General features: G+C 44.1%; 15 protein-coding genes, 1 tRNA gene and 2 rRNA genes. 13 read left to right on the forward strand and 5 right to left on the reverse strand.

Annotated elements, in window-relative coordinates:
- Positions 1-568: 568 nt before the first annotated feature.
- The 3 genes from J4N40_RS01970 to J4N40_RS01980 all read left to right on the forward strand — a co-directional run bounded on the left by J4N40_RS01970 (position 569) and on the right by J4N40_RS01980 (position 6,504).
- A complete protein-coding gene (locus tag J4N40_RS01970) occupies positions 569-2,140 on the forward strand; it encodes a type I restriction-modification system subunit M (protein ID WP_250654345.1) in 1,572 nt (523 codons plus the stop codon).
- Positions 2,137-3,402 (forward strand): restriction endonuclease subunit S, encoded by a 1,266-nt coding sequence (locus J4N40_RS01975; protein ID WP_065765544.1) that lies wholly within the window; start codon positions 2,137-2,139, stop codon positions 3,400-3,402. Before J4N40_RS01970 ends, J4N40_RS01975 begins: the two co-directional genes overlap by 4 nt.
- Before the next feature lie 168 nt (positions 3,403-3,570).
- Positions 3,571-6,504: a type I restriction endonuclease subunit R gene (locus J4N40_RS01980; protein WP_250654346.1), complete on the forward strand. Its 2,934-nt coding sequence runs from the start codon at positions 3,571-3,573 to the stop codon at positions 6,502-6,504.
- 277 nt (positions 6,505-6,781) lie between these two features.
- On the opposite strand, the gene J4N40_RS01985 is transcribed toward J4N40_RS01980, so the two are convergent.
- The 5 genes from J4N40_RS01985 to J4N40_RS02005 all read right to left on the reverse strand — a co-directional run bounded on the left by J4N40_RS01985 (position 6,782) and on the right by J4N40_RS02005 (position 11,098).
- On the reverse strand, positions 6,782-7,489 hold the full coding sequence (locus tag J4N40_RS01985) for a hypothetical protein (RefSeq protein ID WP_250654347.1): 708 nt from the start codon (positions 7,487-7,489) through the stop codon (positions 6,782-6,784).
- 265 nt (positions 7,490-7,754) lie between these two features.
- Entirely contained in the window at positions 7,755-7,892 is a 138-nt protein-coding gene (locus J4N40_RS01990) for a hypothetical protein (RefSeq protein ID WP_158005881.1), read from the reverse strand.
- A gap of 444 nt (positions 7,893-8,336) precedes the next feature.
- Positions 8,337-8,594, reverse strand: coding sequence for a hypothetical protein (locus J4N40_RS01995; RefSeq protein WP_250654348.1), 258 nt, complete (start codon positions 8,592-8,594; stop codon positions 8,337-8,339).
- A 48-nt stretch (positions 8,595-8,642) separates the two neighbouring features.
- On the reverse strand, positions 8,643-9,743 hold the full coding sequence (locus J4N40_RS02000) for a tyrosine-type recombinase/integrase (protein WP_250654349.1): 1,101 nt from the start codon (positions 9,741-9,743) through the stop codon (positions 8,643-8,645).
- Positions 9,744-10,024: 281 nt separating this feature from the next.
- On the reverse strand, positions 10,025-11,098 hold the full coding sequence (locus J4N40_RS02005; RefSeq protein ID WP_250654350.1) for a site-specific integrase: 1,074 nt from the start codon (positions 11,096-11,098) through the stop codon (positions 10,025-10,027).
- A 254-nt stretch (positions 11,099-11,352) separates the two neighbouring features.
- On the opposite strand from J4N40_RS02005, the gene dusA reads away from it, so the two are divergent.
- From dusA to J4N40_RS02055, 10 genes are all read left to right on the forward strand, one after another.
- Positions 11,353-12,336, forward strand: coding sequence for a tRNA dihydrouridine(20/20a) synthase DusA (gene dusA, locus J4N40_RS02010; protein ID WP_250654351.1), 984 nt, complete (start codon positions 11,353-11,355; stop codon positions 12,334-12,336).
- Positions 12,337-12,500: 164 nt separating this feature from the next.
- Positions 12,501-12,716 (forward strand): envelope stress response protein PspG, encoded by a 216-nt coding sequence (gene pspG, locus J4N40_RS02015; RefSeq protein ID WP_005381266.1) that lies wholly within the window; start codon positions 12,501-12,503, stop codon positions 12,714-12,716.
- Positions 12,717-12,814: 98 nt separating this feature from the next.
- Positions 12,815-13,474, forward strand: a complete 660-nt coding sequence (locus J4N40_RS02020) for a TIGR04219 family outer membrane beta-barrel protein (RefSeq protein ID WP_005381265.1) — start codon at positions 12,815-12,817, stop codon at positions 13,472-13,474.
- Positions 13,475-13,631: 157 nt separating this feature from the next.
- Positions 13,632-13,862 (forward strand): hypothetical protein, encoded by a 231-nt coding sequence (locus tag J4N40_RS02025; protein ID WP_005381264.1) that lies wholly within the window; start codon positions 13,632-13,634, stop codon positions 13,860-13,862.
- 117 nt (positions 13,863-13,979) lie between these two features.
- A complete protein-coding gene (locus tag J4N40_RS02030; protein ID WP_005381262.1) occupies positions 13,980-15,851 on the forward strand; it encodes an assimilatory sulfite reductase (NADPH) flavoprotein subunit in 1,872 nt (623 codons plus the stop codon).
- On the forward strand, positions 15,851-17,587 hold the full coding sequence (cysI, locus tag J4N40_RS02035) for an assimilatory sulfite reductase (NADPH) hemoprotein subunit (protein ID WP_005381260.1): 1,737 nt from the start codon (positions 15,851-15,853) through the stop codon (positions 17,585-17,587). The genes J4N40_RS02030 and cysI overlap by 1 nt, the downstream gene beginning before the upstream one ends.
- Complete coding sequence (locus J4N40_RS02040) at positions 17,580-18,359, forward strand: phosphoadenylyl-sulfate reductase (protein WP_005382748.1); 780 nt, start codon at positions 17,580-17,582, stop codon at positions 18,357-18,359. Before cysI ends, J4N40_RS02040 begins: the two co-directional genes overlap by 8 nt.
- Before the next feature lie 580 nt (positions 18,360-18,939).
- Positions 18,940-20,492, forward strand: a 16S ribosomal RNA gene (locus J4N40_RS02045).
- An 89-nt stretch (positions 20,493-20,581) separates the two neighbouring features.
- A tRNA-Glu gene (locus J4N40_RS02050) sits at positions 20,582-20,657 on the forward strand.
- 294 nt (positions 20,658-20,951) lie between these two features.
- Positions 20,952-23,841: ribosomal RNA gene (locus J4N40_RS02055) — 23S ribosomal RNA — on the forward strand.
- Together the 16S and 23S rRNA genes with 1 tRNA gene alongside form the textbook arrangement of a ribosomal RNA operon.
- Positions 23,842-23,875: the final 34 nt, after the last annotated feature.

Consider the following 23,875-nt stretch of genomic DNA (forward strand, 5'->3'; position numbering starts at 1 on the left):
TAGAGTACATACTGAAACTTTCGGTTTCAGGAGGTGTTCCCACCGAAGCTTTAATGTTGAATTTACGTTCTATTAACGGTTCATTTAATTGTTTTTGAGATTGGTTATCGGCTATCGCCGATGTGTGCCCGTGCTTAAATTTATATTACTCATTTAAATTTAAACGTCAAAGTTAATTTGTCATAACTTATTGATTGTAAAATACTTTCTTTCATATTAGTGCATGTAAGAGTACATGCTTGTTTTGAACTTAAAATTGAAAATGGAACATCAACCGATGTAGGTAGCAACTTGGGTTTTGAAATGGAAAAAAGCACAAACATCAGAAAGCCCTCATTTTCACCCACTAAATGAGTAACCTAGGCGTAAACATGTAAAACGGTGGATAGATAGCGAAAATGGAGCTAAAAATGCGTTGTATGGCGATTATTGGTTGTATTCACTGAGGCGAGTTGAGTGCTGGTAATTATCTGAGCAAGAATTTATACGCAATACGTGGGGTGTAACGCTGACTTCACAGTGTTTTTTGTTAGAATGGCCGCACTATTTTTAGAGACTTATCAAAACAATGGTTGAACAACACCAACGCGCATTAAAAACCCAGCTTTGGAACATTGCCAATACACTCCGTGGCAACATGTCTGCGGACGATTTTCGTGACTACATTCTTGGGCTTATCTTTTACAAGTACCTATCTGACAAGTTAAACCGCTACTGTGATGAACTTCTTGCTGAAGATGGCATTACCTTTGTTGGTGCTGATGATAAAGAATTACTCAATGACCTACGTGAAGAGTGTGTTGAAAACCTTGGCTACTTTATTGCGCCTAAGCAGCTTTTCTCAAGCCTTGCGGAGAGTGGTAAGAAACAAGAGTTTATTATCGATGAGCTTGATCGCACTCTTGCTGATATTGAGCAATCTACCACAGCGGCAGATTCTGCCGATGACTTCAATGGTTTGTTTGAAGAGTTAGACCTTAACTCAAGCAAGCTGGGTAAAAACCCAGACGCACGCAACAAGCTAATCAGTCAGGTTTTGGTTCATCTAGATAACATAGACTTCCACCTAGAGAATACCGAGATTGATTTGCTTGGCGATGCCTACGAATACCTTATCGGTCAATTTGCCTCTGGTGCAGGTAAAAAGGCAGGTGAGTTCTATACCCCGCAGCAGGTCAGTAAGATCCTCGCTAAGCTTGTTAGCCTTGATGGCAATGTGAAATCGGTATACGACCCGACCTGTGGTTCTGGCTCATTGCTACTGCGTGTTGCTCGTGAAGTGGGTAGCCATAACCTAGAGTTTTGTGGTCAGGAGCAAAACCCAAGCACTTATAACCTTGCTCGTATGAACATGCTGATGCACGGTGTGCGTTACGATAAGTTTGATATCAAAAACGATGACACCCTAGAGCACCCAATGCACCTAGAGCAACGTTTTGATGCGGTTGTGGCAAACCCTCCGTTTTCAGCGAACTGGAGTGCTAGCGAGCTTCACCTAAACAGTGAACGCTTCGCCGACTACGGTAAGCTTGCGCCTAAATCGAAAGCCGATTTTGCTTTTGTTCTACACATGATCCACCAACTGAATGAAACGGGTACGCTAGCGGTCGTTGTTCCTCACGGCATTCTATTCCGTGGTGCGGCAGAAGGTCACATCCGTAAGCACCTTATCGAGAAAAAGAACTACCTAGATGCCGTGATTGGCTTGCCTGCGGGTATCTTCTTCGGTACAGGTATCCCGACTTGTATCTTGGTGTTTAAAAAGAACCGCAAAAACGATGGTAACGTTCTGTTTATCGACGCTTCTAGTCACTTCGAAAAAGGCAAAGCGCAAAACTACCTTCGTGATGAAGACGTTGAACGTATTATTGAAGCCTACAGCAAGCGTGAATCTGTCGATAAGTTTGCTCACGTCGCCAAGCTCAGCGAAATCGAAGAGAACGACTACAACCTTAATATTCCTCGCTATGTAGACACCTTTGAAGACGAAGAGCCTGTCGATTTGGATGAAGTGGCGTCTGACCTTGCGGATCTAGAAACAAAGATGCACTCAGTGGATGCTGATATTGCTGATTTCTGCTCTCAGCTAAGCATCAGGCCCCCTTTCTTTCAGGTAAAGAATAAGGTAGGTACGTTATGACTGAAGAAATGAATGTGCCTAAGCTTAGGTTTAGTGAGTTTGAAGGCTTTTGGAGTAGAAAATCTATATCTGAAGTGGCTACTAAGGTGACTGATGGTACTCACGATACACCAAAACCGACTTCTAGTGGCGTGCCATATGTGACAGCGATCCATGTAAAAGATGGATTCATAGATTTTGACAATTGTTATTATGTTTCTACTGAAGTACACGAAGTAATTTATAAACGGTGTAACCCTGAAAAGGGAGACTTGCTAATCGTAAATATTGGAGCAGGTACTGCTACTTGTGCGATTAATACTGTTGAATACGAGTTCAGTATGAAGAATGTTGCTCTAGTGAAGCCAGATAGAGATATAGCAGAGCCATACTTTCTTGAACAAGTCCAGAGAAAAGAGACAGCTAAACTTTTTCATAAATTGACTTCTGGTGGTGCCCAACCATTCTTTTCTTTAAAGGAAATTAAAAAGCTCACTCATTACTATCCCGCCCTCCCAGAACAACAAAAAATCGCTTCGTTCTTGTCAAAGGTCGATGAGAAAATCGCACTACTCACCGAAAAGAAAGACAAGCTCACCGAGTATAAAAAAGGTGTGATGCAACAGTTGTTCAATGGGAAATGGGAAGTGCAAGATGGTCAGCTAAACTTTATCCCACCGACACTGCGCTTTAAAGCAGATGACGGTAGCGAGTTTCCTGATTGGGAAGAGGTGAAGTTGGGTGACTTCACTAAACCTGTTAAGAGAAAAGCAACTGATACTGTATCTAAGGTAATGACTATTTCTGCAAGTCAGGGTTTTCTAGATCAAAAAGAACGTTTCAGTCAAGTTATCGCTGGTTCAAGCCTTGACAGGTACACTCATATAAAGAAAGGTGAGTTTTCATACAACAGAGGCAATTCCAAGACATTTAAATACGGTTGTATTTATATGATGCGTGAAGATGAAGCACTGGTACCATTTGTATATAGAACTTTCAAATTGACTTCGGGGATACCTGAGTTTTATCAGCAACTATTCTTGAACCATGTGTTAGATAGACAATTGCGCAAAATGATCTCATCGTCGGCTCGTATGGATGGCTTGTTGAACATTGGTGAGAAAGACTTCTACAAAGTTAAGCTACTTGTCCCAAGTATTGGGGAGCAAAAGAAAATTGCTAATTTCCTCTCCGCTATCGATCAGAAGATTGACTTAGCCAACTCAGAGCTTGAAAAAGCCAAAGAGTGGAAGAAGGGGTTATTACAGCAAATGTTCGTTTAATTTAACTGCTCGATTGGAACGATTACGGCGTTAGCTGCGTTTATTCGCCCTCATCACATAGCGCACTATGCTCAGAGGGTCTCATAAACTCGCTGCCTTGTACTCGTCCCAATCGCTTTGTTAAATGGTACAGAAATAACGTTAGTTGGATTTATAAAAAGAATAATTATGAGCACACAATCAGAAGCACAACTTGAAAAAGAGCTAATCGATCAGCTTGTCGCTGCCGATTTCAAACCTGTCGATATTGGCAATGCTGATGCGCTAAAAGCAAACCTCAAGACTCAACTTGAGAAAGCCAATGGCATAACGCTCACCGAGCGTGAGTTTGAAAGTGTGCTCATTAAGCTTGAAAAGGGCAACATCTTCGATAAATCCAAGCGTTTGAAAGGCAAGGTGGATGTTACTCGTGAAGATGGTACCACCGATTACCTGACTCTGTTATTTGATGATGCGAAGAAAAACTTCTTCCAAGTGACTAACCAGATCACTATTCAAGGGACGTACGAGAACCGCTACGACGTCACTATCTTGGTGAATGGTTTACCGCTAATTCAAATTGAACTAAAACGCCGAGGTATTGAGCTGGCAGAAGCCTTCAATCAGATCAAACGTTACGACAAGCATACTTATGGTGCTCAAGGTGGGCTGTTCAATTACGTGCAGTTGTTTGTTATATCTAACGGCGTCAACACCAAATACTTCTCTAACAACCGTGAGCTTTCGTTTAAGCAGACCTTCCACTGGACGGATGTTGAAAACAACAAGATTAACTCGCTCCCTCAATTTGCGAATGCTTTTTTAAATCAACCACACCTGACTAAGATGCTGAGTCGTTACATCGTACAGAATGAGTCAGGTAAGTTTTTGATGGTGCTGCGCCCCTACCAATTCTATGCGGTAGAAGCGATCGTTAATCAGGTTAAGACCAATAATAATCACGGTTACATTTGGCACACCACAGGCAGTGGCAAGACGCTGACTAGCTTCAAAACGGCTCAGATCCTCTCTACGTTGGAAGAGATCGATAGAGTGGTCTTTGTAGTTGATCGTAAAGACCTCGATTACCAAACTGCCAAAGAGTTTGATGCATTTTTGAGAGGTAGTGTCGACAGCACGGGTGACACCAAAAGCCTTCTGAATCAGTTCCTCGGCTCACGACCTGTACCTAAAAAAGCCCTAAACTCCCAAGATAGTAGTGCCAACGATAGTGAAGAGTTGCCACAAGTCGCAGAGTATGCGCCTATCTACAGTACTAAAGTCAATCGCATCAACAAGCTCACCATCACTACGATTCAAAAGCTTAATAACCTGATCACTAAGCCTCGTTTCAAAGGGCAGGTTGAACACCTTCGCCAAGAACGTGTGGTCTTTATCTTTGATGAATGCCACCGCAGCCAGTTTGGTGAAACACACCAAAACATCGTTGATTTCTTCGAGAAAGCACAGTTGTTTGGTTTTACGGGCACGCCTATCTTTGCCGACAATGCGACCGCTAAAAAAATGGAAGGTAAAGGGACGCAGAAGCGAACCACAAAAGACCTATTTGGTGAGCGTCTCCATAGCTATGTGATTGTTGACGCTATCAAAGATGACAACGTGCTACCGTTTGCAATTGAGTATTATGGTAAGCTGAAACATAAAAATGACGGCATGGATGTCGATGTGAGCAGTATCGATGTCGCCGAGTTCTTTAGCTCTCCAAAGCGCATTAAACAAGTCTGTGAGCACATCATTGGCATTCACGCTCATAAGACTAAACGCAAGTTTAACGCCATGCTGTGTGTGGCAAGCGTGCCTGATCTCATCACTTACTATGATACTTTCAAAGTCCTCAAAGAAGAGGGCAAGCATAAGCTCAATATCGGCACCATCTTCAGCTACGGTGTGAATGAGGAAGAAGAGTTCGAAGGCGAGGTCAATGTTAAAGGCTTGGCAGAAGCGAACGCCAAAGTGCATAGCCGAGACAAGTTGGACGCTTACATCGAAGACTACAACCAGCAGTTTGGTACGAGCTATTCGACCAAAGATACCGACAGCTTCTACAACTACTACAAAGATCTCTCTAACCGCACGAAGAACGGCGAAGTAGATATCCTTCTAGTAGTGAATATGTTCCTTACGGGTTTTGATGCTCCCGGATTGAATACCATTTATGTCGACAAAAACCTTAAGTACCACGGCTTAGTACAAGCGTTCTCCCGTACTAATCGCTTAAATGGCACGGTGAAGTCGCATGGCAACGTTATGTGTTACCGCAACCTCAAACCGCAAGCAGATGAGGCGTTTACGCTATTCTCGAATAAGAAGCCTACAGAGCATATCGAAGTTCCAGACCTTAACGGTTTGACTGAGGACTTCACTAAAGCACTTGAAGCGTTGAAAGCAATTACTCCTGATGTGCAAAGTGTCGATGACTTGCCTGACGAGGACATGCAAGCAGGTTTCATCAAGCAGTTCCGTATCTTAATGCGCTTAAAGAACCAACTAGAGACATTCAGCGACTTCGATATTGAAACGCTTGGCATTTCTGAGCAAGAGTTCGTCGACTACGCCTCTAAATACAGCGATTTGGCCCGTGAAATCAAGAAAGGCCCTGCGGAGAAAGAATCTATCCTTGCGGACATCGACTTTGAGCTTGAACTGCTCCAACGAGATGAAGTCAACGTTGGTTACATTCGTCATTTGCTGATGACGATGCTTGAAGAGTCTTGTGAAGAAGCAAAAGACAAAAAGCGTCAAGTCATCGCTAACTTGCTAGCGACTGAGCCAACTCTGTACAGTAAGCGTTCTCTCATCGAAGGTTTTATCGAGAAGAGCATGCAAGGCTTAGTGCAAGGAGCTGAATTTGATGAGTACATCGAAGAGCAGAAGCAAAAAGAAATGCGTCAACTCGCAGAGGAAGAAAAGCTTGATGGCAATAAGTTTAAAGAAATTATTCTTGATATCGAGCAGGGCTTGAAAGTCGACGACCTCAAATCGGATGATATTGCCAAGCTGACCACAGAGAAAATGACGTTCCGATCCCGCCGGACTATTATTCCTCGTATTGCCGAGCGGTTAAAACGCTTCGCAGAAACTTTTGTTGAAGGGTTCCACTAACCATTGTCGCAGTGCTTTCTTATTTTCAGCTTTAAATCAAAAATAAAGCCACTAGAAAAGATGACAAGGATTGTTGAGGGGACAGGCAATAATTACCTGATCTAAAACGTTATTGCCTGACCAGAACAAAACAATTTGCGCGGGTTATCTTCTATATTTTGAGTGGGGTGAAGTAATCGTAAACGAGGTACCCGTTATCAAGATGTTTCTTAGGGTATTTATCTAGGATAGCCGGAAAGGCTTCGTTTATTTAAGGGACGAAGCCTTTTTTCTAGGGTTAAGCTAATTGCCTTTTGCGTTCTTCGTCGAAGAAGTTGTATACAGTATCTACATGTGTATATAGAGAGTGTTTTAGAACAAACTGCCTAAACCGACCTTCAGACCAAGTCGCCATCTCTTCATAGTCGGGAGTGGGGGCTAGGATTAGTTCATTTTCTTCAGCATGTACTTCGCTCCAGTGTTCACTAGCTTGTTGCTGAATATCATCATCTAAATCCAAATTATCTTCTAAGTTGTTCACAAAACTGACCCAATCGTCATTGCTAAGCCAAGCTCCATCAACCATATCGATTTGCAAATGACAAATCTCAGAGCCAGCAATGTACGGAGTAGGATTGCTTAGATAAGGTGTTTCAAGGACTAAACCATCATTAGTAATTGCGACACAAAGGCCTCCGCTCAAAGGCGGGCAAAGCACATCGCATTTTAGTAGCCTTTCAAACCTTGCGGTATTAGTGGTTTTTGAAACAGGTAAGCCACAAGCGATCAACGCGTTAATAAATTCGCTGACTTTAATAAGAATAATCGACTGACTCTTCATCGCTTCAAGGCTATTGCACTGTGCGTGCTTTGCTAAGGCTTGGTAGCCTTGATTAAGAGATAACGTGCGATTGTCTTTGGCGATGGTTCTATACTCATCTTTAAAAACTGAAAGCAACTGTACTGGAGTGAGTTCTGAAAATTGAGAATAAGCATTAACGTTCATACTGCCTCGATATCATGCTGGATTTTTTGACACACCGCGTTTGATTTTGTTGGTTTGCCAATGACCAGCATCTAGTCGTAGCAATATTAAATGAAGTACTTAAAAATGATCTCAGTTTACAGCAAACGCACCATTAGCCTGAGAGGGCTGTAAAGGACTATAAATAGTAAAGAAAGAAAATTCAATCATTTAATGACCATACCCGTTGAAATCGTCTCCATAAAAAAGCCCCCATATTAATGGAGGCTCGTTGTTCTTCTTTTTCTTACAAGTCGTAGTACTCTGCTAGGTATCCGATCAAATCACCGCTCTTCAGAAGTAAGAAGGCAATGACCATCATGACGCCTAAACCAACCGCAAAGCTTTTCATTCGGTCTTTTATTGAAATGTAATCATCTGACATGGGTATCTCCGTTTATTTTTCTTTTAAGCAGTTTGAACGTTGCTTGAAATCGGGTTTTTAGAGTTGATTTACCAACCGTCTCGATTTTCTAAGTCGATATCCCAATAGTACTTAGCGCAAGCTTTCAATTCCCAGCTTGAATTTTCATCAATACTAGTACCGAAGGCCGCTCGACACCAACTGTTAGCAAATAATTCAAGAGTTATATATGTCAAAACAGCTAAAGCCAGCAGTGAAAGAATCAAACGCAGTAGTTTTACAATTGGGTGTTCTCGATTAGTGTTTTTTGTCATTGTTTTTAATAAAAATCAGAAACTTATATAATTTAATTATGCAACTAAATATCTTTTAATACAAGATTGAAAACAGCAATATATTGTTTTTTATGGTTTTTTCTATGGAGGCTGTCTTGAAGTTGAACAAAGGTGACTGCTAGAGTGATTTTTATACATCCTTGTCATCAATCGTTAGGCAATTTTTAGCAAAATCAATCGCTTTTTCGTGATGCTGCATCTTGCACAAGAAAGAGTCGTAGTTCTCTTTATTAACTACCAGTTTTACACGTTTACCCTCCAAGTAATAATCAATAAAGCCACGATAAATCAATGCATCAGGGTGCGGCTTACCAACAATCTTATATTGATTATGGAAGTTCAGTGTCCAGAGGCTCGCCTCAAAAATTAAATCTTCAATATGTTTCATCGCTAACCTTTACTTCCTGACATTCAATGACACAGCGAACATTAATCTCTAATTGAGCTTGATGTGATCTTCTGGCAAAACAACAGGGATACTACGCAGGTAATGTGTGAGTTGCATCTCAGCCGAGCTATGCCCTGCGAGTTTGGACACGCCATAAAGGTCCATGCCGTGCTTGTATAGTTCAGACGAGCCAGTTGCTCGTAGGTCGCGAAAATGTAGGCCATCAATACCGAGCGCTTTCATTGCTTTCGTCCATGACGTGCTCACTGATTTTGGATTGAATGGAAAAATCGGATCAGTTGGCCTTCCTTTTGGCATCTTTTTGATGATGGCAATGGTGGCAGCATTGAGCGTGATTTTAGTTATTTTGTTTTTATTATCTGTTGGATCTTTTCGCTTATCGACAGTCAGGATATGTGTCGTTTCATTGTAGTCCTGCCATTTTAACTTCTGACAAATTTCACCTTGTCGGAGGCAGACATATAAAGCAAACCACATGATATCTATCATCGGGATTGATGAACGCCCCCTTAATTCCATTTTGTCATAGTATTCAGTAATTTTAGTCAATTCCTCTAGTGATAACACACGATTGCGAGGACGACTCCGGCTTATCAATCCATGCCTTTTTAACGTCGGTCTCGCATCTCGCAGTGCATCTGTATTGAAATTGAATCCTAATAGTGTGTTCGCATCATAAAACGCCGTGGATAGTGCGCTTAGATAGAAGCCTAGGGTTGAGGGTGAAAGTTGATAAGTTTCCTGAATCTCTCTCATTGAGTGAATGATATCCCTAGGTGTAATCAAATCGATTGGCAGATCTGCTAATGAAGAGTTAATAAAACGCTTAATGACGGTTGAGATATTTTTGTTGTATTTGGAGGCCATTTCTTCATCCGCTGACACATAAGATTGAAATTGGGTTAGGGCATCGCTAACAGCAAGCACAGTAGGCCTTGAATGAAGAAAACTAAAATCCTTCTCCTTAAATTGCGCTGAGATGTTTTTGGCAAATCGCGCAGCTTGTGACTGTTTTTTAAATGTGCGAGACATGGAAAATTTAATAGGGTCTTTTTTGCCTGATCTTGCTCTGACCTTGTAAGACATGCCGGATTTGAGATGTTGTGGCTCGATACTAATTGTTGCCATTTTTGGACTCTTTTTTAACTGGTTTGAGTCGATAGTAATGGTTTGGATTTGATTGTAAATACGATGGTGTTTTGTTTTAAGTTGTTGATTGTAAAATACTTTTATTTATATTAGTGCATGGGGTTATTGGTTTTTCTAGATGGGATCTATTTATCAATTAGTTAGAAATTTTGAGTCCATGATTCCGCTCCTTTTCGTCAAAAAACAAATCATGCCTTTGAAAATGTAACGATATGTAACAATGGATGTGGCTCTTCAATCATGACAGAGCCACTCGTTTGCTAGTTGATGCGTTGGTGAATATCCTCAACACTCAACCGCAGATAAATGTTATTCAAAACGTTGATGTCGCGATGCCCTGTAATACGTGATATTTCAACGATGTTGAGTCCTCGTTCAAACAGCCTGCACGCTCCTTCAGCTCGTAAGTCATGGTAATGGAGGTCATCAATACCTTGTTCATGACACATTCTCTGCCAAGCAGCACCAATCGAAGTTGATTTGTAGGGAAAAATGCACGAATCAATTTTTGGCTGACGTTTTATGATTTCAATGGCATCACTGAATAGAGGGATAGTGCAGTGATTTCCCTTTTTTTTACGAGGGTCTTTACGGTCTCGAATGATTACTGTACCTGCGTTCTCATCAAAGTCTTCCCATCTGATCCGTGTAATTTCTCCAAGGCGCATACAAGTAGAAAGTGACATGTGGAAAATATCGACCAGTGGTATGGATGAGGCGCGGTGACTTTCTCGTTTTCTAAGCCCTTGTTCTGCTAAGTTCAATTCAACTGACGTTGGGCGTCGATCTCGTTTCTCACTGCGACCAATGAGGCGATATTTAATTAAGGTAGGTATTGCTTCGTTGTGTGCGTGTACGTTAGCGTTGTAGCCAAACATTGGCCCAGCCACGTTGATCACGCTGCGCAAGTAAGTGATGTCCTGATAAACCGTCTGTGGTGTCGGCGCAGTTGGCTCTGCAAGTCTTACTCGACAATGTTGCACTAGGTGTGTAGCTGTCAACAGGTGTGCGGGAACAAGCGCGATGTCATAAGAACGTAGCCGCCTTAAGACTGCGGATTTAGAGCGCCCTAGATCTCGTGAGGCAATGGGATCTTCAAGGTAGAGCGTGATTAAATCGCCAATCAAAATTTCTTTCGAACTAGATTCAAGTGAGGGGATGCCATCTTCTCGTAGCTCTTTAGCTAACTGCTTTGCCCATTTACTTGCATCCGCTTTTTTGCCGAATGTCTTAGATTTTTCGAACAGACGTTTGCCATTTCTTGCTTCTCTCACCCGTGCTTTGTATCGAGTCCCCTGTTTACTTGCTACTTTTTCAATACTAATCGTTGCCACATTAATTTCCTCTGGTCAGGTTGTGGCAAAGACTCTTGCAATGGTGGCGGTACAGATTTTGCGAAATGTGACCTTGGCTGTATAATCCCCGACCCAAATTCGCATGAAGATTTCTGCTTTTCGTGTCCCTAAAAGTCCCCAAATTGATCCCTTTAGGGACTTTTTAAGTTAAAACCGGACAAAATATGCAGAAATAGGTCATTGCAAAATACATATGACATATTTCTATATTGTTGATTTTTAAGGTTTTAATTATGAGTTTTTCACCTTCTCGTTTTTCGGTTGCCCCAATGTTAGATTGGACTGATCGTCATTGTCGCTACTTCCATCGCTTAATGACCAAAGAAACCCTGTTGTACACTGAAATGGTGACGACAGGTGCGATCATTCATGGAAAAGGAGATTTCCTGGCTTATAACGAAGAAGAGCATCCGTTAGCCCTTCAACTTGGTGGTTCAAACCCAGCAGATTTGGCTACGTGTGCCAAGCTAGCGCAAGAGCGTGGCTACGATGAGATTAACCTAAATGTGGGGTGTCCATCTGACCGCGTACAAAACGGTCGATTTGGTGCTTGCCTAATGGCTGAACCGCAGTTAGTTGCGGATTGTGTCGCAGCAATGAAAGACGTGGTCGATATCCCTGTAACAGTCAAGACTCGCATTGGTATTGATGATCAAGACTCTTACGAATTCCTAACGGATTTCGTTTCTATTGTTTCAGAAAAGGGTGGCTGTGAGCAGTTCACTATCCACGCACGTAAAGCATGGTTAAGTGGTCTAAGCCCAAAAGAAAACCGTGAGATCCCACCATTGGATTACCCACGCGCTTACCAATTGAAGCAAGACTTCTCACACCTAACGATTGCGATTAACGGTGGCGTGAAATCATTAGAAGAAGCAAAAGCACATCTTCAGCATCTTGACGGTGTGATGATTGGTCGTGAAGCATACCAAAGCCCATATTTACTGGCATCGGTAGATCAAGAGTTGTTTGGCTCTAATGCTCCAGTGAAGAAACGCAGCGAAATTGTTGAAGAGATGTATCCATACATTGAAGCGCAATTAGCGAAAGGTGCGTACCTTGGTCATATTACCCGCCACATGTTAGGTTTGTTCCAAAGCATGCCCGGTGCTCGTCAATGGCGTCGTCATATCAGTGAAAATGCGCACAAACCAGGTTCTGGTCTAGAAGTATTGCAAGACGCGCTAGCTAAGATTCCAAAAGAATTGAATGTGTAAAATTCGCCAGTGAATGGCTAAAATTACCAACTAAAGAATGATAAAGCCAGAGTGCAGAAATGCCTCTGGCTTTGTTTTTTTATTAAAAATCATAATCTTAACTTCGTTTCTGTAAGTTGGTATGGAAACTGCTCTGTTTATTGAAAACAAATGGAGAAGTGATTATGTTGGAGCTAATCTTTATTTTAGTCTTTGCGGCGACCTTGTTGGTTACGGGTATCACAATGATGACCGTATTCGCAGCAACTGGTATTGCGTTAGTTGTGATGTTTTTACTGGGAATGGTTGGAGCGGTACTTAAACTATTACCATGGTTAATCGTGATTGCATTGGGTATTTGGTTCTTCAAGAATTACGTCGCTCAGCCCCGCTATAAATAATGAGTAACATCATTTAGTTGATGGAGAGGCGTGAGAATATGGTATATTTCCTCTCACGTCCTCTACGTGAATATCAGCTATCTCGGAGTAAATACTACATGACAAATAAAGCGAACATCGCTTTAACGGCATTATCGTTGGCAGTATCTTTTCCTGTTTTTGCAGAGTACTCTGTATCGACAAAAGTCGGCGCAGAGGTATGGGCTGCCGACACTAAAGTTAATGAAGTGAGACGAGATAGCAGTACCGCAGGCACTTTTTACGCGGCGATTGAACATGATGTTAAATACGTCCCTAATGCGCGCCTTCGTTACTCAAGTGTTGATGCGGATTACATGGGGTTCGATAAGCTCGATTTAACCTTGTATTACCACGTTCTAGAGCATGATTTATTGCACTTTGATGCGGGTCTCACGTTTAGTAATTTAAGTGACACTAAATACATTGATGCTGGCTCAAGCAGGCGTGTAGAAGAATTTGATGAGCTGATTTGGGCTTGGTATGGTTACGCAGAAATTCAAGTTCCGGATACAAACTTTGATGTGATTGGTGAGATAAACTTTGGTGACAACAAAGGTATCAAAAGCACCGATTTCATGGCAGGTGTTCAATACAATGTACCGCTCGAAAAAGCTCGACTGGCTTTTCGTGGAGGTTACCGTGTGATTGATTTAGAGTCCGATAAATTCATGTCGGATCTAGGGAAAGAGTTTATTTTTGCTAACGGCTTCTTTGTGAGTGCGGAATACGCGTTCTAAACTCAGCCATGTTAGATATTCGATTTACTTAAAACGTCGCTTTATAAGCGGCGTTTTTTTATATCACTTCATTATATCTAATCGAAATTTCTCCCTATTTGGCTGACTTAGACCATGCTTACCTAGGAGCAATGTGAAAGTTAAAACAGGGATAGCGATGACAATAAATGAACTAAGACATCTATTCCGTGAAAATCAGCTTATCGAAGCGATTATTGAGCCTGCAATCCAAGAGGGTGGTTGGGTTGTAGAGTTCAGACATGCGCGCGGTGGTTTTGTTTTTCTAACGGACAGTCACGGCGAAGAATGTCTTTATGAAGATTTGGATACTGCGTCAAAATCGGCAATGGCAGTAGGCTTTCAACAAGTCCGCATTGAAGATCGATGAGCAAAAAGTAAGCCGTTCTTACTTCCAAAAAGTTATAAAACATTCACTTCTATTCTTTCTTGTTATTAAGGAGAGTGGGTACTCTATCGTCACGCAATGAATAGGGATGTCGTGATAATGTCTTTTCAAAAGAATGAGTATTCTCACAAGAATGTGTCTGAAGATAATAATGGGCAAGGAGGAAATCCTCCAATCGCAAGCCCTCTGAATGACCAACAAATTAGCTCACTCCAACAAACTGTCTCTGAGTTGTCTTCACAGCAACTTGCTTGGGTCAGTGGGTATTTTTGGGGATTAGCTCAAAATCAACCAAACACAGCGGTAACGCCAATTGCACAAGCAACGGCAGCCGTATCAGCGAAGCCAGCAGGTAAGTTGAGTATTATTTTTGCTTCCCAAACGGGCAATGCTAAAGGTGTTGCTGAAGCTCTGGAACAGGAAGCAAAAGCAGAAGGAATTGCAGTCGAACTTTTTGATGCAAGCGATTACAAAGGTAAAAACTTAGCCAAAGAAACGCATGTCATTATTGTGGCATCGACTAACGGCGAAGGCGAAGCGCCAGACAATGCCATTGAGCTACATGAGTTTTTGCAATCGAAGAAGGCTCCTAAGCTGCCAAACCTGCAATATGGTGTTATTGCATTGGGAGATTCTAGCTACGAGTTCTTCTGTCAGACCGGTAAAGACTTCGACACTTACCTATCAAAGCTAGGCGCGACTCCATTTATCGAGCGTCTTGATTGCGATGTGGATTATGAAGCCCCCGCAACTGAATGGCGTAAGAATGCGTTAGACAAGGTAAAAGATACACTTTCTTCTGGCTCTGAAGCGGATGTGGTTCAACTTCCTGTGGGTCAAGCTGCGACTGCGCACTCTCCTTACAATAAACAAAATCCGTACACTGCGACGTTACTGACCAGTCAAAAAATCACGGGCCGTGACTCTGGAAAAGACGTTCGTCATATAGAAATCGACTTAGAAGGCTCGGGCTTAACGTATCAGCCAGGTGATGCACTAGGTGTGTGGTTTGAAAATAGCTCGGAACTTGCAAATGCCATTCTTGGTAAGGTCGGTTTGTCTGGGGTTGAGACTGTTGACGTTGATGGTGAAAGCTTGTCAATCCACAGTGCTCTCGTGAGTAAATATGAAATCACAACATCTAACCCGCAGCTCATCACAAAGTTTGCCGAGTTATCCGGTAGCAAGAAGCTACAAAAGTTAGTTGAAGATAAAGATAAGCTTCGCGAGTACTCTGCAAATACTCAAATCGTTGATGTACTGGCAGAAAAGAAAACCAAGTTAACCGCAGATGAGTTGATTGGTTTGCTTCGTCGTCTTACTCCACGCCTTTACTCTATTGCATCAAGCCAAGAAGAGGTCGATGAAGAAGTACACCTAACGGTTGCTTTGGTTGAGTACGAACAAAACGACGAAAAACGATATGGTGGTGCGTCTAGTTTCTTAGCTCAGCGTCTCGAAGAGGGAGATGAAGTTAAAGTATTTGTTGAGCATAACAACAACTTTAAACTGCCGGAAGATGATAGTACTCCAATTATCATGGTTGGTCCTGGCACAGGGATCGCACCATTCCGTAGCTTTATTCAGGAACGTGAAAACCGCGATGCTGAAGGCAAAAACTGGTTGTTCTTTGGTGATCGCACGTTCACTCAAGACTTCTTGTACCAAGTGGAATGGCAAAAGTATCTCAAGTCAGGAGTACTAAGCCGATTGGATGTTGCCTTTAGTCGTGACCAAGTAGAAAAGGTTTACGTACAACATCGCATCTTAGAAAACGCAGCTCAAGTGTGGCAGTGGATCCAAGAAGGCGCTTATATCTATGTCTGCGGTGATGCAACGCGTATGGCAAAAGATGTGCACGACGCATTGGTTATCGTTGCTGAACAAGAAGGCAAGATGCCGCGTGACGATGCAGAACAATTTATTAATGACCTACGTAAAGCGAAACGTTATCAGAGGGATGTTTACTAATGACTTTTTCTACGGACAATAATAAGCAGGTTGTATTAGGTGAAGAGTTAGGGCCGCTATCTGATAACGAGCGCCTGAAGCGAGAAAGCAACTTATTACGTGGCACTATTGAGCAAGATTTACAGGACCCTATTACAGGTGGCTTTACTGCCGACAACTTCCAGTTAATTCGTTTCCACGGTATGTATCAACAAGACGATCGTGATATCCGTAATGAACGCACAAAGCAAAAACTGGAACCATTACATAATGTGATGCTTCGTGCTCGTATGCCTGGAGGCATCATCACGCCAACGCAATGGTTAGCGATCGACAAGTTCGCAACGGAGCACTCTTTATATGGAAGTATTCGTCTGACGACTCGCCAAACGTTCCAGTTTCATGGGGTATTAAAACCGAATATTAAGTTGATGCATCAAACGCTCAACAGTATTGGCATTGATTCGATTGCAACCGCGGGTGATGTAAACCGTAACGTGTTGTGTACCACTAACCCAGTGGAGTCAGAGTTACACCAAGAAGCTTACGAATGGGCGAAGAAGATCAGTGAGCATCTATTACCAAAGACGCGCGCTTATGCAGAGATTTGGCTAGACGGTGAAAAAGTAGAAAGCACGGAAGAAGACGAACCGATTCTAGGCAAGAACTACTTACCACGTAAGTTTAAAACTACAGTGGTTATCCCACCGCAAAATGACGTAGATGTACACGCTAACGATCTCAACTTCGTAGCGATTGCAGATAACGGTAAGCTGGTAGGCTTTAACGTCCTGGTCGGCGGCGGCTTAGCGATGACGCATGGCGATACATCAACTTATCCGCGCCGCGCTGACGACTTTGGCTTTATTCCGCTGGACAAGACACTTGATGTTGCCGCAGCTGTAGTAACAACTCAGCGCGACTGGGGTAACCGTTCAAACCGTAAGAACGCAAAAACCAAATACACATTGGATCGTGTAGGTAGCGATGTCTTTAAAGCGGAAGTCGAGAAACGTGCTGGTGTTAAGTTTGAGCAAAGCCGTCCATATGAATTCACAGAACGTGGTGACCGTATTGGCTGGGTAGAAGGAATTGATGGTAAATATCATTTAGCGCTTTTCATCGAAAATGGTCGCTTATTAGACTTTCCAGGTAAACCACTTAAGACGGGTGTTGCTGAAATTGCCAAAATCCACAAAGGCGATTTCCGCATGACAGCAAACCAAAACCTAATTGTTGCGGGTGTACCTAAAAACGAAAAAGCGAAGATTGAAAAGATCGCTCGTGAACATGGCTTAATGGACGACGGCGTAAGTGAACAGCGTAAGAACTCAATGGCTTGTGTTGCTTTTCCAACTTGTCCGCTAGCGATGGCAGAAGCTGAACGTTTCCTTCCTCAGTTTGTTACTGATGTTGAGGGGATTCTGGATAAGCACAACCTACCAGAAAATGACAACATCATTTTGCGTGTAACTGGGTGTCCAAATGGTTGTGGTCGCGCAATGTTGGCTGAAATTGGTCTAGTTGGCAAAGCGCCGGGTCGTTACAACTTGCACCTAGGTGGTAACCGTGCCGGTACTCGAGTACCAAAAATGTATAAAGAGAACATCACGGATAAGCAAATCTTAGAAGAGATTGATCTGCTGGTGGCTCGATGGTCGAAAGAGCGTGAAGAAGGCGAAGCCTTTGGCGATTTCACTATTCGTGCTGGCATTATCCAAGAAGTGCTCGTATCAAAGAGGGACTTTCATGCTTGATTCTGTAGCATCCAAGCTGGAGCTCACAGAGTTACTGACATTAACAAAGACGGAGCAAATCCTCCGTCTTGCTCAAATTAATGTCGAGCTCGAAAAGCTTTCAGCACAAGAGAGAGTAGCGTGGGCTTTAGATAATCTAGAAGGCGAGTTCGCGGTTTCTTCTAGTTTTGGTATTCAAGCCGCGGTTATGCTTCATTTAGTTACTCGCGCCAAAGCGGACATCCCCGTCATTCTAACCGATACTGGTTACCTGTTTGCTGAGACGTACCGATTTATCGATGAGCTGACAGATGCTCTCAACCTAAATTTAAAAGTTTATCGAGCCAAGGAAAGTGCGAATTGGCAAGAAGCTCGATATGGAAAATTATGGGAGCAAGGCGTAGAGGGAATTGAAAAATACAACAAGCTCAATAAAGTTGAGCCGATGCGTCGAGCGTTAAAAGAGCTTAATGTTGGAACGTGGTTCTCTGGACTGCGTCGAGAGCAAAGTAAATCTCGTGCAGGTTTACCGATTCTATCAATTCAGAACGGTGTGTTTAAATTTCTACCAGTAATTGATTGGACTAATAAAGACGTTCATTACTACTTAGAACAACACGGCCTTAAATACCACCCATTGTGGGATGAAGGTTACCTTTCAGTTGGTGATACACATACTACTCGTAAATGGGAGCCGGGAATGTCAGAGGAAGAAACTCGATTCTTTGGCTTAAAGCGAGAATGTGGCCTACACGAAGATGATGGCTCTGAACAAGATGGGTCTGGCATATAGCCATAATGCTCTTTAAATAGAGTTTAGGTTAAGTTTAATAAAGATAGCTGCAATAAAGCAGCTTTCTTTATTTATGGTACTTGAAAAACACGTCTCAAAGAACAATTCTGTGGATAAGTTGTGTGAGAGTTTGGGGTAAAGTTGAATAAATAAAGGTTTGATCGAAAACTCATCGTTTAACCATTGTTTTTGCAATTTTTGAAAAATAACACTTGCCAATGTGAGCGCGATCTCTATAATGCCTCCTCGTCGACAGGGCAAGGCCTCACAAGGGGTTAAGCGAAGTTGATAAGGCTGAAAAGAAAAACGAAATAATTTGAAGAAAGTGTTTGACACAATAAATTATCTCGCTAGAATGGCCGCCTCTTCCCAAGTGATGTCAATCACAAAGAAGAGTTGCTCTTTAACAATATAGACCTATCAATCTGTGTGGGCACTCGTTGATGATAATCCAATTAGATACCTCGGTATCAAATTAGGTTTCAATGAAACGAAGTGACCATTGAATCGAAAGATTCAGCACAGTCAATTCAAACATTACTTATGTAATGTTCAGTATTCATTGAGCCAACAAAATCTTAAATTGAAGAGTTTGATCATGGCTCAGATTGAACGCTGGCGGCAGGCCTAACACATGCAAGTCGAGCGGAAACGAGTTATCTGAACCTTCGGGGAACGATAACGGCGTCGAGCGGCGGACGGGTGAGTAATGCCTAGGAAATTGCCCTGATGTGGGGGATAACCATTGGAAACGATGGCTAATACCGCATGATGCCTACGGGCCAAAGAGGGGGACCTTCGGGCCTCTCGCGTCAGGATATGCCTAGGTGGGATTAGCTAGTTGGTGAGGTAAGGGCTCACCAAGGCGACGATCCCTAGCTGGTCTGAGAGGATGATCAGCCACACTGGAACTGAGACACGGTCCAGACTCCTACGGGAGGCAGCAGTGGGGAATATTGCACAATGGGCGCAAGCCTGATGCAGCCATGCCGCGTGTGTGAAGAAGGCCTTCGGGTTGTAAAGCACTTTCAGTCGTGAGGAAGGTAGTGTAGTTAATAGCTGCATTATTTGACGTTAGCGACAGAAGAAGCACCGGCTAACTCCGTGCCAGCAGCCGCGGTAATACGGAGGGTGCGAGCGTTAATCGGAATTACTGGGCGTAAAGCGCATGCAGGTGGTTTGTTAAGTCAGATGTGAAAGCCCGGGGCTCAACCTCGGAATAGCATTTGAAACTGGCAGACTAGAGTACTGTAGAGGGGGGTAGAATTTCAGGTGTAGCGGTGAAATGCGTAGAGATCTGAAGGAATACCGGTGGCGAAGGCGGCCCCCTGGACAGATACTGACACTCAGATGCGAAAGCGTGGGGAGCAAACAGGATTAGATACCCTGGTAGTCCACGCCGTAAACGATGTCTACTTGGAGGTTGTGGCCTTGAGCCGTGGCTTTCGGAGCTAACGCGTTAAGTAGACCGCCTGGGGAGTACGGTCGCAAGATTAAAACTCAAATGAATTGACGGGGGCCCGCACAAGCGGTGGAGCATGTGGTTTAATTCGATGCAACGCGAAGAACCTTACCTACTCTTGACATCCAGAGAACTTTCCAGAGATGGATTGGTGCCTTCGGGAACTCTGAGACAGGTGCTGCATGGCTGTCGTCAGCTCGTGTTGTGAAATGTTGGGTTAAGTCCCGCAACGAGCGCAACCCTTATCCTTGTTTGCCAGCGAGTAATGTCGGGAACTCCAGGGAGACTGCCGGTGATAAACCGGAGGAAGGTGGGGACGACGTCAAGTCATCATGGCCCTTACGAGTAGGGCTACACACGTGCTACAATGGCGCATACAGAGGGCGGCCAACTTGCGAAAGTGAGCGAATCCCAAAAAGTGCGTCGTAGTCCGGATTGGAGTCTGCAACTCGACTCCATGAAGTCGGAATCGCTAGTAATCGTGGATCAGAATGCCACGGTGAATACGTTCCCGGGCCTTGTACACACCGCCCGTCACACCATGGGAGTGGGCTGCAAAAGAAGTAGGTAGTTTAACCTTCGGGGGGACGCTTACCACTTTGTGGTTCATGACTGGGGTGAAGTCGTAACAAGGTAGCGCTAGGGGAACCTGGCGCTGGATCACCTCCTTATACGATGATTATTGCGATGAGTGTTCACACAGATTGATACGGTTTATAAAGTTTAAGAGATAGAACATCCCCCAAGATGTTCACTTAGTGTCCCGTTCGTCTAGAGGCCTAGGACACCGCCCTTTCACGGCGGTAACAGGGGTTCGACTCCCCTACGGGATACCATCTTTAAACATTCTCTCTTGAGAGTTTTTAAAAATGGTTACTTCATAAGAAGTGATTAGCTCTTTAACAATTTGGAAAGCTGACAAAACAACAATTTATTGTTGTTTGTAAAGTTCTCAATGTTTGTCTTTAAGACAAACACCAAAAAACACATTCAAGTGTTCTTGGGAATATCACTTTTAAGTGATTATTCGAAATTGAGTCCGGCAAAATCGATATGTCTCTCGCTCATTCAAATAATGAGAGACAACTTTGGTGATTTGATTATCAACTCGAAACTCCTTCGGGTTGTATGGTTAAGTGACTAAGCGTACACGGTGGATGCCTTGGCAGTCAGAGGCGATGAAGGACGTATTAACTTGCGATAAGCCCAGATTAGGTAGTAAAAACCACTTGAGTCTGGGATTTCCGAATGGGGAAACCCAATACCATAAGGTATTACTGTTGAGTGAATACATAGCTCAACAGGGCGAACCGGGGGAACTGAAACATCTAAGTACCCCGAGGAAAAGAAATCAACCGAGATTCCGAAAGTAGCGGCGAGCGAAATTGGACTAGCCCTTAAGCTTTACACGCGTTAGACGAACAGCCTGGAAAGGCCGACGATACAGGGTGATAGTCCCGTAGTTGACGACGTGTGTTCAGTGAAATCGAGTAGGGCGGGACACGTGATATCCTGTCTGAATATGGGGGGACCATCCTCCAAGGCTAAATACTACTGACTGACCGATAGTGAACCAGTACCGTGAGGGAAAGGCGAAAAGAACCCCTGTGAGGGGAGTGAAATAGAACCTGAAACCGTGTACGTACAAGCAGTAGGAGCAGGCTTGTCCTGTGACTGCGTACCTTTTGTATAATGGGTCAGCGACTTATATTCAGTGGCAAGGTTAACCATCTAGGGGAGCCGTAGGGAAACCGAGTCTTAACTGGGCGTTCAGTCTCTGGATATAGACCCGAAACCAGGTGATCTAGCCATGGGCAGGTTGAAGGTTGAGTAACATCAACTGGAGGACCGAACCGACTAATGTTGAAAAATTAGCGGATGACTTGTGGCTAGGGGTGAAAGGCCAATCAAACCTGGAGATAGCTGGTTCTCCCCGAAAGCTATTTAGGTAGCGCCTCGGACGAATACTACTGGGGGTAGAGCACTGTTAAGGCTAGGGGGTCATCCCGACTTACCAACCCTTTGCAAACTCCGAATACCAGTAAGTACTATCCGGGAGACACACGGCGGGTGCTAACGTCCGTCGTGGAGAGGGAAACAACCCAGACCGCCAGCTAAGGTCCCAAATTACTACTAAGTGGGAAACGATGTGGGAAGGCTCAGACAGCCAGGATGTTGGCTTAGAAGCAGCCATCATTTAAAGAAAGCGTAATAGCTCACTGGTCGAGTCGGCCTGCGCGGAAGATGTAACGGGGCTAAGTAGTAAACCGAAGCTGCGGCAATATACTTTTGTATATTGGGTAGGGGAGCGTTCTGTAAGCGGTTGAAGGTGTGTGGTAACGCATGCTGGACGTATCAGAAGTGCGAATGCTGACATGAGTAACGATAAAGGGGGTGAAAAACCTCCTCGCCGGAAGACCAAGGGTTCCTGTCCAACGTTAATCGGGGCAGGGTAAGTCGACCCCTAAGGCGAGGCCGAAAGGCGTAGTCGATGGGAAACGGGTTAATATTCCCGTACTTCTTACAATTGCGATGGGGGGACGGAGAAGGCTAGGTGGGCCTGGCGACGGTTGTCCAGGTTCAAGTGCGTAGGCTGAGAAATTAGGTAAATCCGGTTTCTCTTAAGGCTGAGACACGACGTCGAGCATCTACGGATGTGAAGTCATTGATGCCATGCTTCCAGGAAAAGCCTCTAAGCTTCAGATTGTAAGGAATCGTACCCCAAACCGACACAGGTGGTCGGGTAGAGAATACCAAGGCGCTTGAGAGAACTCGGGTGAAGGAACTAGGCAAAATGGTACCGTAACTTCGGGAGAAGGTACGCTCTCGACGGTGAAGTCCCTCGCGGATGGAGCTATTGAGAGTCGCAGATACCAGGTGGCTGCAACTGTTTATTAAAAACACAGCACTGTGCAAAATCGCAAGATGACGTATACGGTGTGACGCCTGCCCGGTGCCGGAAGGTTAATTGATGGGGTTAGACTTCGGTCGAAGCTCTTGATCGAAGCCCCGGTAAACGGCGGCCGTAACTATAACGGTCCTAAGGTAGCGAAATTCCTTGTCGGGTAAGTTCCGACCTGCACGAATGGCGTAATGATGGCCACGCTGTCTCCACCCGAGACTCAGTGAAATTGAAATCGCTGTGAAGATGCAGTGTACCCGCGGCTAGACGGAAAGACCCCGTGAACCTTTACTACAGCTTGGCACTGAACATTGACCCTACATGTGTAGGATAGGTGGGAGGCTTTGAAGCGCAGTCGCTAGATTGCGTGGAGCCGTCCTTGAAATACCACCCTTGTAGTGTTGATGTTCTAACGTCGACCCCTTATCGGGGTTGCGGACAGTGCCTGGTGGGTAGTTTGACTGGGGCGGTCTCCTCCCAAAGCGTAACGGAGGAGCACGAAGGTGGGCTAATCACGGTTGGACATCGTGAGGTTAGTGCAATGGCATAAGCCCGCTTGACTGCGAGAATGACAATTCGAGCAGGTGCGAAAGCAGGTCATAGTGATCCGGTGGTTCTGAATGGAAGGGCCATCGCTCAACGGATAAAAGGTACTCCGGGGATAACAGGCTGATACCGCCCAAGAGTTCATATCGACGGCGGTGTTTGGCACCTCGATGTCGGCTCATCACATCCTGGGGCTGAAGTCGGTCCCAAGGGTATGGCTGTTCGCCATTTAAAGTGGTACGCGAGCTGGGTTTAGAACGTCGTGAGACAGTTCGGTCCCTATCTGCCGTGGGCGTTGGAGAATTGAAAGGGGCTGCTCCTAGTACGAGAGGACCGGAGTGGACGAACCTCTGGTGTTCGGGTTGTGTCGCCAGACGCATTGCCCGGTAGCTAAGTTCGGGATCGATAACCGCTGAAAGCATCTAAGCGGGAAGCGAGCCTTGAGATGAGTTCTCCCTGATACTTTAAGTATCCTAAAGGGTTGTCGTAGACTACGACGTTGATAGGCAGGGTGTGTAAGCGTTGTGAGGCGTTGAGCTAACCTGTACTAATTGCCCGTGAGGCTTAACCATACAACACCCAAGGGGTTTTGATGGACTCAATGTA

This window comes from Vibrio sp. SCSIO 43097, from assembly GCF_023650755.1.
GTDB lineage: Bacteria > Pseudomonadota > Gammaproteobacteria > Enterobacterales > Vibrionaceae > Vibrio > Vibrio alginolyticus.